The sequence below is a fragment of the Pseudomonas paraveronii genome (assembly GCF_963681955.1).
In the GTDB taxonomy this organism is placed as follows: Bacteria; Pseudomonadota; Gammaproteobacteria; order Pseudomonadales; family Pseudomonadaceae; genus Aquipseudomonas; species Aquipseudomonas paraveronii.
In genome coordinates this window covers 2,994,271-3,007,191 of record NZ_OY817130.1, presented here as the reverse complement: position 1 = coordinate 3,007,191, position 12,921 = coordinate 2,994,271, and the positions used below count along the sequence as shown (strand labels likewise).

Below are 12,921 nucleotides of genomic sequence, written 5' to 3'. Positions count from 1 at the left end.
TTCATTTACGCCGCCGTTGCGGTGATCAGCCGTGCATTGCGTTAATTGAGTTAATGCCCCCTCGAAGTTAGTCGGATTTAGATCAGCCATGATTTCCATAGAACAGGTCAGCGACAAGGCTGGTTTGAAAGCCTTCATCTCCCTGCCCTCCCACTTGTACGCAGACGATCCCCACTGGGTCCCCCCCCTGCATGTGGAACGTATCGAGCATCTGTCGGCGAAGAACCCGGCATCGGACCACATTCACTGGCAGGCCTGGATTGCGCGACGTGGCAATGAAGTGGTGGGCCGTATTACCGCTCAGGTTGATTCGCTGCATCGTGATCTGCACGGCATGGACACTGGCCATTTCGGCATGCTCGACGCCATCGATGACGAGGCAGTGTTCAGCCTGCTGACTCATACGGCGGAAACCTGGCTGCGCAAACAGGGCGCCCACCGGATCACCGGCCCGTTTGGCTTGAACATCAATCAGGAAAGCGGCCTGCTGGTCGACGGGTTCGATACACCGCCGTCGGCGCTGATGGAACATGGCAAGCCCTACTACGCCGCACGCCTGGAGCAGCAAGGCTACGCCAAGGGCATGGACCTGCTGGCTTACTGGATGCGCCGCACCGACCTGTCCTTCACCCCAGCGCTGACATCACTGATGGGCTCCATGCGCAACAGAATCAAGATCCGGCAGCTTGATCGCAAGCGTTTCGCACAGGAAATGCAGGTACTACGCGCCGTGTTCAACGATGCCTGGCAGAAAAACTGGGGGTTTGTACCGTTCACCGAACGTGAGTTCGATGAGATGGGCGCGCAACTGAAATTCCTGGTGCCCGAAGACATGATCTACATCGCCGAGGTCGACGGTGAGCCCTGCGCCTTCATCGTTGCCCTGCCCAACATCAACGAAGCCATCGCCGACCTGGATGGGCGCCTGCTCCCATTGGGCTGGGCCAAATTATTGTGGCGCCTGAAAGTCAGTGGCGTACGCACCGCGCGGGTACCGCTGATGGGCGTGCGACAGCAGTACCAGTTCAGCCGACTGGGGCCGATCATCGCACTGCTGCTGATCGAAGCCTTGAAGGCGCCGTTCGAAAAACGTGACATCGAAGCACTGGAAATGTCCTGGATCCTAGAAACCAACACCGGCATGCGGGCTATTCTGGATCGCATCGGTGCCGCCCCCTACAAACGGTACCGTCTGTATGAAAAAGCAATCTGAACGGCCGCGTTTCGACGCACTGGTGCTTGGCGCGGATCGCCATGGCCATGACCCGGTGGCTGCGCTGGGCTCGGCAGGCTGCAAGGCGCTGACGCCAATCGCCGGGGTGCCGATGCTGCACCGTGTGCTGGGCGCTTTGCACGACAGCGCCCAGGTTGACCGGGTCACGTTGATCGGGCCTTCGTTGGCACTGCTGGAGCGGGATGCCCATATGCGGTCGCTGATCCTCGGCGAGCAGGTGAGTTTTCTGCAACCCCAGGCGACCCCGGCTGCAAGCGTCGTCCATGGCCTGGCCATGCGACAACACTGGCCACTGCTGGTGACGACCGCCGACCATGCCCTACTGCGCGGCGACATGGTCGATTACTTCCTCACCCAGGCAGCCACCCTGGATTGTGATGTGGCGGTGGCCGTGACGCCCCTGGCGACAGTGCTGCAACGATTCCCAGGCACGGCCAGAACGGCCATCCGGCTCAAGGGTGGCCCGTATTGCGGCAGCAACCTGTTCGCCTTCCTCACGCCACAGGGCGCCAAGGTGGCGCAGTACTGGCGTGGCATGGAAGAAGCGCGCAAGCGTCCCCGACAAGTGGTGGCCCGTGCGCTGGGCCCGCTGGCCACCGTGCGCTACCTGCTGGGCGAACTGTCCCTCCAGCATGCGCTGAACCAGCTTTCCCGGTTGCTGGGCGCACGCGTGGGCGCTGTGGTCATGCCGTTCCCGGAAGCGGCGGTGGATGTGGACTCAGCCAACGACTTCGCGCTGGTGGAACGCACCCTGCGTGAGATGACCAAGGACCACGGGCGCCCTGCGGCCTGACCGACTCACCCGCTTCATTCCCCTTTTTACTGTGCACGGCTGATGCCGCGTTGAAGGCTTGCGGTACATGCTTACGATCGAGCGCTACATCATTTCCGAAGTACGCCGTCCTGTGACGATGATGGTCGGCTTCCTGACCTTTGTTTTCGCCAGTTACTCGGCCGAACGCTACCTGACCGAGGCCGCCAACGGCACCCTGGCGCTGGGGGTGGTCTTCGACATCGTTTTCTACAAAGTGCTGATCGCGCTGGAGATGCTGCTGCCCGTCGGGCTGTATGCCTCGGTGGCCATCGCGCTGGGTCGGCTATACAACGACTCGGAAATCACCGCCATCATGGCTTCCGGTGCCAGCCCGTTGCGTATCTACCGGGCCATTCTGATCATCGCCACGCCCCTGGCCCTGGCGGTGGCTGCGCTGTCGTTCTACGGCCGGCCCTGGGCCTATACGCAAACCTATCAATTGGAACAGCAATCGCGCTCCGACCTCGACGTCAGCCACCTGCAGGCCCAACGCTTCAACCTCAACGATGACAACGGCCGGATGATCCTGGCCCAGCACATCGACCCGGACACCAACCAGCTCACCGACGCGCTGATCTACGACCCGACCGAAGGCAAAAGCCGCGTGCTGCGCGCCAACGTGGCGACCATCACCGATCCCGATCCCACGGCGCCGGCGCTGACCCTGCAACAGGGCACCAGTTATACGCTGGTGCATCGCGGCAGCAAGGACAGCACACTGAATTACAAAGAGTTGCTGCTACACCTCAAGCCGGTGGGACCGACCGAAGAGTCAAAGCGCAAATCCACCCCCAGCGCGATGCTGGCCATGTCGGCCATGCCCCAGGACAAAGCCGAACTGCAATGGCGTGAAAGCCGCGGCCTGAATGCCATTCTCATGGCCCTGCTGGCCGTGCCGCTGAGCCGGACCGCACCGCGCAAAGGCCGGTTCTCGACCCTGCTGCCGATCGCGATCCTGTTTACGGTGATCTTCTATGCCGGCAACCTGTGCCGCACCCTGGTAGCCAATACCGCCCTGCCCCTTATCCCGGGCCTGTGGCTGGTCCCCCTGCTGATGCTGGTTGGCCTGGGGGCCTTGATGGCCCGTGACCTGCGGCTGCTGCCGAGGTTTTCGCGATGAGCCTTTGGGGTCGCTACCTGGTCAGGAACGTGTTCGTGGGTTTCGGTGCTGCCGCTGCGCTGCTGATTCCGTTGTTCACGACTTTTGATCTGATCAGCGAACTCGACAATGTCAGCGCTGGCGGCTACCGCTGGACCCAGGCGGTGGCGGTGGTGCTGATGACGCTGCCCCGTCGCCTGATCGACCTGGGGCCCTTCATCGCCCTGTTGGGCGGCATCGTCGGCCTGGGCCAATTGGCGGTCAGCCAGGAGCTCACGGCCCTGCGCGCCGCCGGCGTGTCCATCGTGCGTATTGCCCTGGCGGCCGTCACCGCAGGCGTGTTGCTGACCGCCAGCCTGGCAGCACTGGATGAATGGGTGGCCTCACCGTTGCAGCAGCGCGGCCTGCAGATGCGCAACGCCGCCATCACCAGTTCCGATGAGGCAGTCAATGCCAAGGGGACGCTGTGGGCCAGGCGCGGCAATGAAGTCGCCAGGATCGACAGCGTGGCCACGCACAACCGGCCCATGGGCATCGAGATATTCCGCTACAACCCGGACAACACCCTGGCCAGTTACATTCACGCCGACAATGCCAGCGTCTCCCAGGACGGCAGCTGGACGCTCAACCAAGTCAACTTCAAGCAATGGAGCGAGGGCGAAGAAACGGTCCGCGAGTTGGATAGCCTGCAATGGACGTCGATCTTTTCCAGTATTCATCTCAAGGAACTGACCCTGCCCAGCGACAGTTTTTCCATCAAGCAGCTGAGCCGCTACATCCACTTTCTCAAGGCCACCGATCAACCCGTCGATCAGTACAGCATCGCCCTGTGGCAGAAGTTCGGCCGGCCGATCCTGACGCTGGCGATGATCCTGCTGGCGGTACCCTTCACCTTCGTGCAACAGCGCGACCCCGGGATGGGCAGCCGCCTGGCGGTGGGCGCTGTCGTCGGTCTGCTGACCTATGTGGGTAATCAGATCATCGTCAACCTGGGGCTGCTGTTTGCCCTGAATCCGCTGTTGACCACCTTGTTGCCACCGCTGTTTATCCTGGGCGCGGCATTGATGCTGGTCTATCGCTTCGACCGAAACGCCTAGGCAACGTCATGAACATCAACCCACCTTCAATTGCTCAGCCGCGGCGCATCGGCGTTTTGATCAACCCCCTCAGCGGACGCGTTCGTCGCCAACTGGTACGCCTGTGCCGCCTGATCTATAGATTGCCTCGCGCCCAGTTCGCGCAGGTGCGCACCCCTGCCGAGATCGAGACTGCCATCGCCAACTGGGCGCTGATGGAAAACGACTTGTTGGTGGTAGTGGGCGGGGACGGCACGCTGCAGGCGGCGCTGACCAGCCTGCTGCAAACCCCTGGGGCGCAAGTTCCCAAGGTGTTCATCGTCCCCGCGGGCACCACCAACATGAGTGCCAATGCCATCGGGTTGCGTGGCAACCCACTCAAGGCAATCAAGGCACTGACGCGCTGGCTGACCCATGACAACCACACCGCGCTCGAGAGGCCCACGGCCGTGCTGCAAGTGTCGGACTCACACAACCGGCGAACACAATGCGGCCTGTTCTTTGGCGCCGGTTCAATCGTCACCGGCGTTCGCTATTTTCATGAGCGGGTTCGCCCCACCGGCCTCAAGGGGCTGGCGGGGCCATTGACTGCCTTCGTGCGCATGCTGCTGGCGTTGTTTTCCCGCACGGCCAGCCATCTGCTTGCGACCGTTAACGCCCCTATCACGGTGAACGGCGCGACGCGCGAGGCGCCATGGCTGCTGGTATTGGCCACCACCCTGGACAAATTGCTGCTGGGCAGCACGCCATTTTGGGGCACCGAACGCCAGCCCATGCGCCTGACCGCCATTGCCCAGGCCCCTGCCCGCCTGTGCCGGGCCTTGCCCGCTGTACTGCGCGGGCGACCCAGCGCTGCCATGCGCCGGGACCCGGGCTACCTGAGTCACAACGCCCAAAACGCCAGCATTGACCACCTGCGCGAATACCTGCTGGACGGCGAGATATTCCCGGTAACCGGAACACTTGAAATCAAGACCAGCCCGCCCGTGCGCTTCATCACCTTGTAAGGACACTCCATGATCGAGATTGAACGCGACCCGGCGACACGCCCCCTGTTCGAGCTGGTGACCCGTGAACTGGCACGGCCGGTAGGCCAAGACCTGCACGCACTGACCGAGGCGCTGATGGCGCGGTTCGGCGCCGGCATCTCGGCGATCCTGTTCTACGGCTCTTGCCTGCGCACACGCACCACCGATGAGGGGTTGATCGACCTGTACGTCCTGGTGGATCACTACCAGGACATCCACGCCTCCCGGCTCAGTCAATGGGCCAACGCCCTGCTGCCGCCCACGGTGTTTCTGTTCACGGCCACTGATACCGCCGGCAAAACCCTGCGCGCCAAGTGCGCCATTCTCTCAGTGAGCGATTTCGAACAAGGCACCCATAGCTGGTTTCAAAGCTACCTGTGGGCGCGTTTTGCCCAGCCTAGCCGCCTGGTGTTCAGCCGCACGCCCTCCATCCAGCTGCGCGTGGAGCGAGCAGTGTGCCGCGCGGCCTTGCGCATGATCAGCGAAACGGCCCCCCTGCAAGCCCCCTTCTTCAACAGCGACACGTTCTGGACCCGTGCCTTGAGCTTTACCTACGGCACCGAACTGCGGCCCGAAAGCAGCGATCGCCCGGCACTGATCACCCAGCAGAATCAAGACTACCTCGCTGCCCTCCTGGCCGCGGCCGCCCAGGTCGATGGCGCCGGCTTTGTCGGGTCGACGACCGATGAGCTGTATATCAACCACAGCACCGCGGAACAGCAGCGACGCCAGGCGCGGCACTGGCGGACCCGGCGCGTGCAAGGCCGCGCATTGAACCTGGTGCGCCTGATCAAATCGCTGTTTACCGTCAAGGGCGCAGTGGACTACGCCATCTGGAAACTTGAGCGCCATTGGGGCGAGCCGATCAAACAACCGGAGCGGTTGCGCCGCTATCCGCTGGTGTTCTGCTGGCCGCTGCTGTGGAAGCTATTGAAACAACGACCACGTACATGAAACCAACAGGATATTTTCCATGACCGCTAGGAAGACGGCTTTGACCCCCAAGAAAAAACGCAAACATCGCCCCAGCGTCGCCATCGGCCTGTGGATCATCAAACGCCTTGAGAATCTGATACGGCGCAGCTCTACGGTGGGTAACACGCCGTTCTTTGATCCCGCCATCTTCGCCTGGGCCAGGGACCTGGAAGCCAGGTCGGCGGTGATTCGCGCCGAGCTCGATGCCGTGCTACGCAACAGCGACGCCATTCCCAGCTTTCAGCAGATATCCAAGGACCAGGCCAGACTGACCCAGGACGACCGCTGGAAGACGTTTTTCCTCTACGGCTATGGCTACAAGATCGACGGCAATTGCGCGCAGTGCCCACAAACGACCCAGGTCATCGAGTCCATCCCGGGCATGTACACCGCGTTTTTTTCGATTCTCAGCCCCGGCAAGCACATTCCACCCCACCGTGGGCCTTACAACGGATTGCTGCGGGTGCACCTGGGGCTGATCATCCCGCAACAGGCCGAACAGTGTCGTATAGAGGTGGGCGATGAGGTCCGCCATTGGCAGCAGGACAGTTGCCTGGTATTCGACGACACTTACAAGCATCAGGTCTGGAACGACACTGACGAGCGACGCGTGGTGCTGTTCCTGGATGTGCAGCGGCCCCTGACATTACCAGGCCGGTTGCTGAACCGGGTGGTGCTCAAGTTGATCCAGTGGTCACCGTTCATACAGGACGCGCGCAGGAATCAGCAGAACTGGGATCGCGGGATCCTCAACCAGTAAATCATCGCCAATCAGGCTCCGGGGCTCCCCCGACGCCTGATTGGCGCGGTATCACGGCTTGCAATCAGGCTTGAGGGTGTCGAATCGCGACGCATCAACCAAGCCCACGTGTGTAAGCACATCACGCCCCAGCTTGACCGGCGAACCACCTTTGCCGCGGGTTTTCAGCGTAAGGTCCTCGGCGTATACCTTGTCACCCAGGCACAGCGACATCCGCACCAACTGATGCTGACTGCTGCCAAAGGCGGTTTTGGATTTTTCGGTGCGCAGTACTTTCCTCTCCAGCGTCAAATCGCTCGTACCGGTTAATGCGTGCATCACCGGTACACTGAAACGCGCCCAATTCTCGCCATTTTTCTGGAACAGGACGAGGTCATGAACTTCAATGGAAGACTTCGGCGAAGTGGGATTAAGTTCGACCTCCACACTTCCTTGCTCAGGTTGAATCAACGCCTTTTCCTGCCAACCGAAAACGGCGGCCTGGGTCAATTGCGGAATAATCAATGCCAACATAAAGCTGCTTAAAACTGTGGTATAGCGACGCATTATTTCACCCGACGCAAATAGTAATTTCAAATCCTGCAACAATAAAGCCCAATAACTGGCGCCCCGTGTTCAGCGCACTTTATCATTAAGTCTGGCTTTACAATATTAAATTGTAGTCAGCGATAGCGTACACACGCACTGCGGCAAATTATTAACTTATCCGAAATACACTCTTTCACTTCGTTACATAGCTACTTCCATCGGCTGACTGTTAGACAGTGCGCCGACCAACGCCGTGGGGATTTTCTGGATGGCACTGTACAGCAGGGTCGACATGAGCCCGGTATGGACCACGCCGATAATGATCAGGATGGTGATAGAGCATTCCTGAGGTAGGCGCCATTTTTCGTTCGCTCGTGTATCACGAGCGACCTGGGGGCAACATTGGGGGCATATTTGAAATTTTTCTGCCTGAACATGTTGTCCTAGAGCCCGGTCAAAATGTTTTTTGGCGACCGCTACCCGCATGACCTTGTTGTAGCCGAGCTACGTTCTGATCAATGCGGTCTTGGATCGTGCGCAAGGTGTCTCGGGTAATAACCTGTGGGCATAGGTTCTCGGCGATGGTTGCAAACCGGCTCGCTACATCACAAATGCCGTCAATCACTCTGCCTGCAGCGTCCAGGGGCACCTCGGCTTCCTCCGCAAGCCGAAGCATTTGCGCGCGGGAAATCGACAGGGCCTCCCCCATCACATCCATCTGGTGGTATCCACCTGGCCCCTCGCAGAACGTCACGTCGTAAGCCGGCGAGAGTCTCCACTGACCGTCCTGCGACATGATGTAGGCAAAGTTCTTGGGATGATCGTCCCTGTTGTTGAACGCAACGTTGAAGACGGCACGTTCGAAGGCCACCGCCATCTCTCGCACGTCGTTGGTACACATCTGTGTTGCCCGCAAGAAGTTGACGTAGTCCAACACCCCCGGAGACCGGTAATTTGCCCCCGTAAAGGCCGCGAGGCTTTGCATGGGGATGCGCAGACCATCCCGGCGGTCAAATCGCTTACTGGCAAACGCTGCCAAGCCATTAGGCAGACTGAAGTGCTGCGTGTCAGGGGTCTCGATACTGCACCTGCGCAGGCACTCGGCGTAGACCATTTCGATAGCGCACACCTCGGCATGTTCGTCTTTGGCCGGGAACTTAATCAACCATGCTTCAAAGCCCGGCGTGACGGCAGTGGTAAACCCGCCAGTTTTGGGATCGCGATAGACGAGGGCCTTAGGCCTTGCACCTTGAGGCGAGCCGCCCACGAGCAGCAACGTCTGCAGGAACTCGCCACCGTCGCCATGGAGCACTTGTTGCACTTCGGCGGCAAGCTGTTCCAGCGGAATGTGGACCTCGGACTCCTGCCCTTCGGGTGCCACGGGCTCAAACGTCATGGCCCCCATCGCATTGCTACCGATGTAGGCCAGCCGTTCCAGTGAGCCAATGCGCGCCGTGGTGAGCCCGCGGCGCCTGAACATACGGTCCATCAGCAACATGCCCCACCCATCCGGCAACGAGTCGTAAACTGGCCCTGGCAAGTACAGTTGGTGGTCTGGAAAATCTCGGCGCAACTGAGCCCCCGCCAACGGCAACGTGTAGGAGGACAGTTCCAAGCCTCTTTGCCTGGCTTCATTGCTGTACTCGAACACGATCAGCGGGCGACCGGTCAGGGCGGTCGTGGAGACCAGCGTGCCCCATTGCCATCGCTCACCCCAGCCCTCATAGAAGACGTTCACCTGCTCAAGCATTGCCGGACTTCCTCTTTGTACGGAGACGATTGGCGCTGTTTTCGTAGCGCCGAATATCCTCGATGCTTTCCAGCTTTGGCAGGAACAGACCTTCGAGTTCCTTGGTTCGGCCAAGGGCCATCGCCACCCGGACCACGTTCTCGAACCCGACATTGCGCCCAGCTTCAAGGTTGGACACGGTGTTGGTGCCGATGCCGGCACGCCCGGCCAATTCGGCTTGTGTCATGTCCATCGCCAAGCGCTCTGTGCGCAAGCGATCGCAGAGGCGCTTGACGACCTCGCTCGGCTTACTGAAGCTTAAATCCAACATAATGTGTGCCCAGCCTATTTTCGCGCCAGTTAATTCCCAAAATTATAGAATTAACGCTAGGCCCTATCAAGCTGCGTAAATCCCTGATTTTGTGTCTTATCGCAATTTTTCTGGGTTTAGCCACAGCTTGCTGGACTTAATCATCATCAATTCCAGGGAAAGGCTGCTCGCCCAGCAGGTGAGCCACTCCCATCAAATAACGGTGGACCAGCAGCTCGACAGCGTTCAAATACCAGGCAAACACTCATGCGTGGGTGAGGTACCAGCGCCAGTCCTGCTCTCCGACTTCAGCATTGAATTGACGGAACTCGCGCCATTTGATCGCCAGGAACACCCTCAGGAATTCAGCGCCCAGCGCTTCGCGTGCCCAGGTGGAACGCTCCAGTGCCTGCAACGCTGTCAGCCAGTCGGTGGGTAGAAAATCGGTCGCCTGTTCATAGCCATTGCCCACAATCGCTGCGCCAGGATCGCTTTGATGAGTGATGCCGTGGTGAATGCCCGCAAGTAATGCGGCAGCGGCGAGATAGGGGTTGGCATCGGCACCGCAAATGCGGTGTTCGATATGCCGGCTTATCGCAGGGCCGCCGGGCACGCGAAACGACACAGTACGATTGTTGACGCCCCAGCTTTTGGCCAGCGGCGCGTAACTACCGGTCTGGAACCTGCGATATGAATTGGCATGGGGGCAAAATATCGCCAGCGCGTCAAACAAGGTCGCCATCATCCCGCCAATGGAGTGACGTAACAGCGGCGTGCCCTGTGGGTCTTCGCTCGCATACAGGTTGTGACCCTGCTCGTCGGCCAGGCTGACGTGCAAATGCAGACCGCTACCGGCCTGATCGCTGAAGGGCTTGGCCATGAAGCACGCTTGCAGCCCATGCTTGTTGGCCACGCCTTTGACCAAGCGTTTGTAACGGACGCCTTCATCGATGGCTTGGAGCGCGTCGAAACGATGCTCCAGCGTCAACTCGACCTGGCCCGGAGCGTACTCGGAGATCGCCGTTCGTACCGGTAAACCCTGTAGCGCGCAAGCTGCGTAGAGGTCATCAAGAAAAGGTTGAAGCTGCTCCAGTTCGTATACGCCATACACCTGCGGTGCATGAGGGCGTACACCATTGGTCTGCAATGCAGGCTGCGGCCGACCGTTGACGTCGCGCTGTTGGTCCAGCAGGTAAAACTCCAACTCAACGGCCATTACCGGATGGAATCCATCGGCTTTCAGCCGCTCGATGGTGTTCACCAGTACATGTCGCGGGTCGGCCGGTGCGGCAGGAATACCTTGGGTCGGGTGCATGCTCACCTGCACTTGGCCGGTGGGATGGGTGCGCCAAGGTTGCAAGGTCAGGCTTCCCGGTAAAGGGTAGGTCCAGCAGTCGGCGTCAGCGACATCCCAGACCAAGCCTGTCTCGTCGACGTCTTCACCCTGCACGGTCAAGGCGAGAATGGAACTCGGCAGCGGCCGACCATTTGCGTAGATCGCCAGCAGCTCGTCGCGATGCAACAGTTTGCCCCGTGGAACACCATTTGCGTCGATAAGGAACAACTCGATGCTCAGCACTTCAGGGTGGGCGGCCAGATAATCTTCGGCCTCTTTTTTATCAGCAAATTGCATGTCAAACCTCTTAGCGCTCATTCAAGCGACTTGGCAGTATTCGAGAAAAACGGGAGCGTCAAACATCCGGTCATGAAGGGATAACCCGCGCGCCAGGGATGGCAAGCAGTGTGGTCAGCGCGCTATCCAACTCACCGATCAGCCTGTCGATATCGGCATCACTTGTCTGTGGACAGCACAGGGTCATGTTGTGAAAAGGCGTGATCAGGATGCCGCGATTGATTAGATACAGGTGCAGCGCCATTTGAAGGCTGTCATGAAAAGCCGCCTCGGCTTGCGCGCCGGTTCTGGGCGAGGTGGCACAGAATTGAAACTCACAACGAGCCCCCAACTCTGTGACAGACCAGTTCAGTCGGTGCCGCTTGAACAACGCTCGAAATCCCTGTGCCAGTCTTGAGGCCAGGGGCAACATGTGCTGGTAGGCAGACTCGGTCATGACCTCTTCAAGACTGACGCGCATGCAATGCATCGCCAGTGCGTTGGCGGACAGCGTCGTTCCCATACCGCTGTGGCCATGGCCGCCGCCCTCTGCGCTCTTCTGCACGTCGCGCATGGCCAAGGCAACGTGCTCGGTCACGCCAAACACAGCGCAAGGCACGCCACCTGCGATGGGTTTACCCACCACGAAAAAGTCGGGTTTCAAATCCCATTGGCGAGTGCATCCACCGATGCCGGTAGAAATAGTGTGGGTCTCATCAATGATCAGCAGGCTGCCATATTTATGGGTCAACTCTCGGCACTTTTGCATGAATCCCGGATCGGGCAGGACCATGCCTATGTTCGTCATCGCCGGCTCACACATCAGCGCGCACACATCGCCCTGGGCTAACGCAGCTTCCAGTGCGGCGACATCGTTGAAGGGGATAGATCGACTGTATTGGGTCAAGTCGTAGGCTTGGCCCACGAGACCTGAACGATGCACTGTCTTGCCGTCGCGGTACCGCACCATCACGTCATCCACCGTGCCGTGATAACAGCCGTCGAATACCAGCAACACATTGCGTTTGGTGATAGCTCGCGCCCAGCGCAGAACATAACGATTGGCGTCAGTCGCATTGGCGGTGACCTGCCAATAAGGCAGCCCAAATCGCTGAGCCAGCAACTCGCCGCAAACCACCGCGTCTTCGCCAGGCAGCATGGTGGTCAAGCCATTATTCGCCTGCTCGGCTATGGCACGGGCGATAGGCTCGGGTGAATGGCCAAACATCGTGCCGGTATCGCCCAGGCAAAAGTCAATGTACTCATGATCGTCAACATCGGTGAAGCGTGCCCCCTTGGCACGCTTGACGAAGAGCGGCGACGGCATCGACCAATCGCTCATCCAGTGCATGGGAACACCGTTGAACAGATTCGCCTTGGCACGTTTGGCCAGCGCCATTGACGTTGGGTTGTTTTCTATAAAACGGGCACGCTCGGAGGCAGTAAAAGCAGCAACTGCTGATTCAGAAATTCCACTTCTCGACATGATCAAAACCCTATATTAACTATTACATTGATTAAACGTCGTCGCCAGCCAGATAGAAAACAACCCATCGCCACATTCATTCCCCTATCGATTCGCGAATAGCCGGAAACCGCGCCCCCACAACGTACAGCTCGGGCGTTCGCCATCAATATTTGTAGCGCGGATTAACTCATGCCTGGGTATATTGCAGCTAACGCAGAAAACCTTACTTTGGATTATTAATTTATCCCGCGGAACAACCTCATATTTAGCGGATAAACCGAAGTGATT

The 12,921-nt window shown here is 59.3% G+C and carries 12 protein-coding genes and 1 pseudogene; 7 read left to right on the top strand and 6 right to left on the bottom strand.

Translation table 11 applies throughout. The features are described from left to right. Positions 1–88 precede the first annotated feature (88 nt). The 7 genes from U5A08_RS13715 (at position 89) to U5A08_RS13685 (ending at position 6,986) form a co-directional block, all read left to right on the top strand. Positions 89–1,213 carry an N-acetyltransferase gene (locus U5A08_RS13715; RefSeq protein ID WP_253395639.1) on the top strand — a complete coding sequence of 375 codons (1,125 nt, stop codon included), beginning with the start codon at positions 89–91 and terminating at the stop codon, positions 1,211–1,213. Beyond that, entirely contained in the window at positions 1,197–2,027 is an 831-nt protein-coding gene (locus tag U5A08_RS13710; protein ID WP_321851967.1) for a nucleotidyltransferase family protein, read from the top strand. The genes U5A08_RS13715 and U5A08_RS13710 overlap by 17 nt, the downstream gene beginning before the upstream one ends. 67 nt (positions 2,028–2,094) lie before the next feature. After that, complete coding sequence (gene lptF, locus U5A08_RS13705; protein ID WP_253395613.1) at positions 2,095–3,168, top strand: LPS export ABC transporter permease LptF; 1,074 nt, start codon at positions 2,095–2,097, stop codon at positions 3,166–3,168. Continuing rightward, positions 3,165–4,244: an LPS export ABC transporter permease LptG gene (lptG, locus tag U5A08_RS13700; protein ID WP_253395611.1), complete on the top strand. Its 1,080-nt coding sequence runs from the start codon at positions 3,165–3,167 to the stop codon at positions 4,242–4,244. The genes lptF and lptG overlap by 4 nt, the downstream gene beginning before the upstream one ends. Positions 4,245–4,252: 8 nt before the next feature. Beyond that, the gene (locus U5A08_RS13695) at positions 4,253–5,230 is read left to right on the top strand and encodes a diacylglycerol/lipid kinase family protein (RefSeq protein ID WP_253395609.1); all 978 of its coding nucleotides are present in this window, start codon (positions 4,253–4,255) and stop codon (positions 5,228–5,230) included. Between the two features lie 9 nt (positions 5,231–5,239). Next, a complete protein-coding gene (locus U5A08_RS13690) occupies positions 5,240–6,205 on the top strand; it encodes a hypothetical protein (protein ID WP_253395607.1) in 966 nt (321 codons plus the stop codon). Between the two features lie 19 nt (positions 6,206–6,224). Continuing rightward, positions 6,225–6,986, top strand: coding sequence for an aspartyl/asparaginyl beta-hydroxylase domain-containing protein (locus tag U5A08_RS13685; protein ID WP_247403471.1), 762 nt, complete (start codon positions 6,225–6,227; stop codon positions 6,984–6,986). Positions 6,987–7,037: 51 nt separating this feature from the next. On the opposite strand, the gene U5A08_RS13680 is transcribed toward U5A08_RS13685, so the two are convergent. From U5A08_RS13680 to U5A08_RS13655, 6 genes and pseudogenes are all read right to left on the bottom strand, one after another. Next, positions 7,038–7,532 (bottom strand): putative ATP-dependent zinc protease, encoded by a 495-nt coding sequence (locus U5A08_RS13680; RefSeq protein ID WP_253395605.1) that lies wholly within the window; start codon positions 7,530–7,532, stop codon positions 7,038–7,040. A 198-nt stretch (positions 7,533–7,730) separates the two neighbouring features. Then, a pseudogene (locus U5A08_RS13675) lies at positions 7,731–7,847 on the bottom strand (EamA/RhaT family transporter); the annotation flags it as partial. Positions 7,848–7,968: 121 nt separating this feature from the next. After that, positions 7,969–9,264 carry a type II toxin-antitoxin system HipA family toxin gene (locus U5A08_RS13670; RefSeq protein WP_321851962.1) on the bottom strand — a complete coding sequence of 432 codons (1,296 nt, stop codon included), beginning with the start codon at positions 9,262–9,264 and terminating at the stop codon, positions 7,969–7,971. Continuing rightward, positions 9,257–9,574 carry a helix-turn-helix domain-containing protein gene (locus tag U5A08_RS13665; RefSeq protein ID WP_253395600.1) on the bottom strand — a complete coding sequence of 106 codons (318 nt, stop codon included), beginning with the start codon at positions 9,572–9,574 and terminating at the stop codon, positions 9,257–9,259. Before U5A08_RS13665 ends, U5A08_RS13670 begins: the two co-directional genes overlap by 8 nt. Before the next feature lie 244 nt (positions 9,575–9,818). After that, complete coding sequence (locus U5A08_RS13660) at positions 9,819–11,186, bottom strand: glutamine synthetase family protein (protein WP_321851961.1); 1,368 nt, start codon at positions 11,184–11,186, stop codon at positions 9,819–9,821. A gap of 70 nt (positions 11,187–11,256) precedes the next feature. Continuing rightward, entirely contained in the window at positions 11,257–12,651 is a 1,395-nt protein-coding gene (locus U5A08_RS13655; protein ID WP_253395596.1) for an aspartate aminotransferase family protein, read from the bottom strand. Between the last annotated feature and the right edge of the window lie 270 nt (positions 12,652–12,921).

Coding starts and splice junctions, on each gene's coding strand:
- lptF (WP_253395613.1), top strand. CDS start 2,095: ATGCTTACGATCGAGCGCTACATCATTTCCGAAGTACGCCGTCCTGTG.
- U5A08_RS13670 (WP_321851962.1), bottom strand. CDS start 9,264: ATGCTTGAGCAGGTGAACGTCTTCTATGAGGGCTGGGGTGAGCGATGG.
- U5A08_RS13680 (WP_253395605.1), bottom strand. CDS start 7,532: ATGCGTCGCTATACCACAGTTTTAAGCAGCTTTATGTTGGCATTGATT.
- U5A08_RS13655 (WP_253395596.1), bottom strand. CDS start 12,651: ATGTCGAGAAGTGGAATTTCTGAATCAGCAGTTGCTGCTTTTACTGCC.
- lptG (WP_253395611.1), top strand. CDS start 3,165: ATGAGCCTTTGGGGTCGCTACCTGGTCAGGAACGTGTTCGTGGGTTTC.
- U5A08_RS13690 (WP_253395607.1), top strand. CDS start 5,240: ATGATCGAGATTGAACGCGACCCGGCGACACGCCCCCTGTTCGAGCTG.
- U5A08_RS13695 (WP_253395609.1), top strand. CDS start 4,253: ATGAACATCAACCCACCTTCAATTGCTCAGCCGCGGCGCATCGGCGTT.
- U5A08_RS13665 (WP_253395600.1), bottom strand. CDS start 9,574: ATGTTGGATTTAAGCTTCAGTAAGCCGAGCGAGGTCGTCAAGCGCCTC.
- U5A08_RS13685 (WP_247403471.1), top strand. CDS start 6,225: ATGACCGCTAGGAAGACGGCTTTGACCCCCAAGAAAAAACGCAAACAT.
- U5A08_RS13710 (WP_321851967.1), top strand. CDS start 1,197: ATGAAAAAGCAATCTGAACGGCCGCGTTTCGACGCACTGGTGCTTGGC.
- U5A08_RS13715 (WP_253395639.1), top strand. CDS start 89: ATGATTTCCATAGAACAGGTCAGCGACAAGGCTGGTTTGAAAGCCTTC.
- U5A08_RS13660 (WP_321851961.1), bottom strand. CDS start 11,186: ATGCAATTTGCTGATAAAAAAGAGGCCGAAGATTATCTGGCCGCCCAC.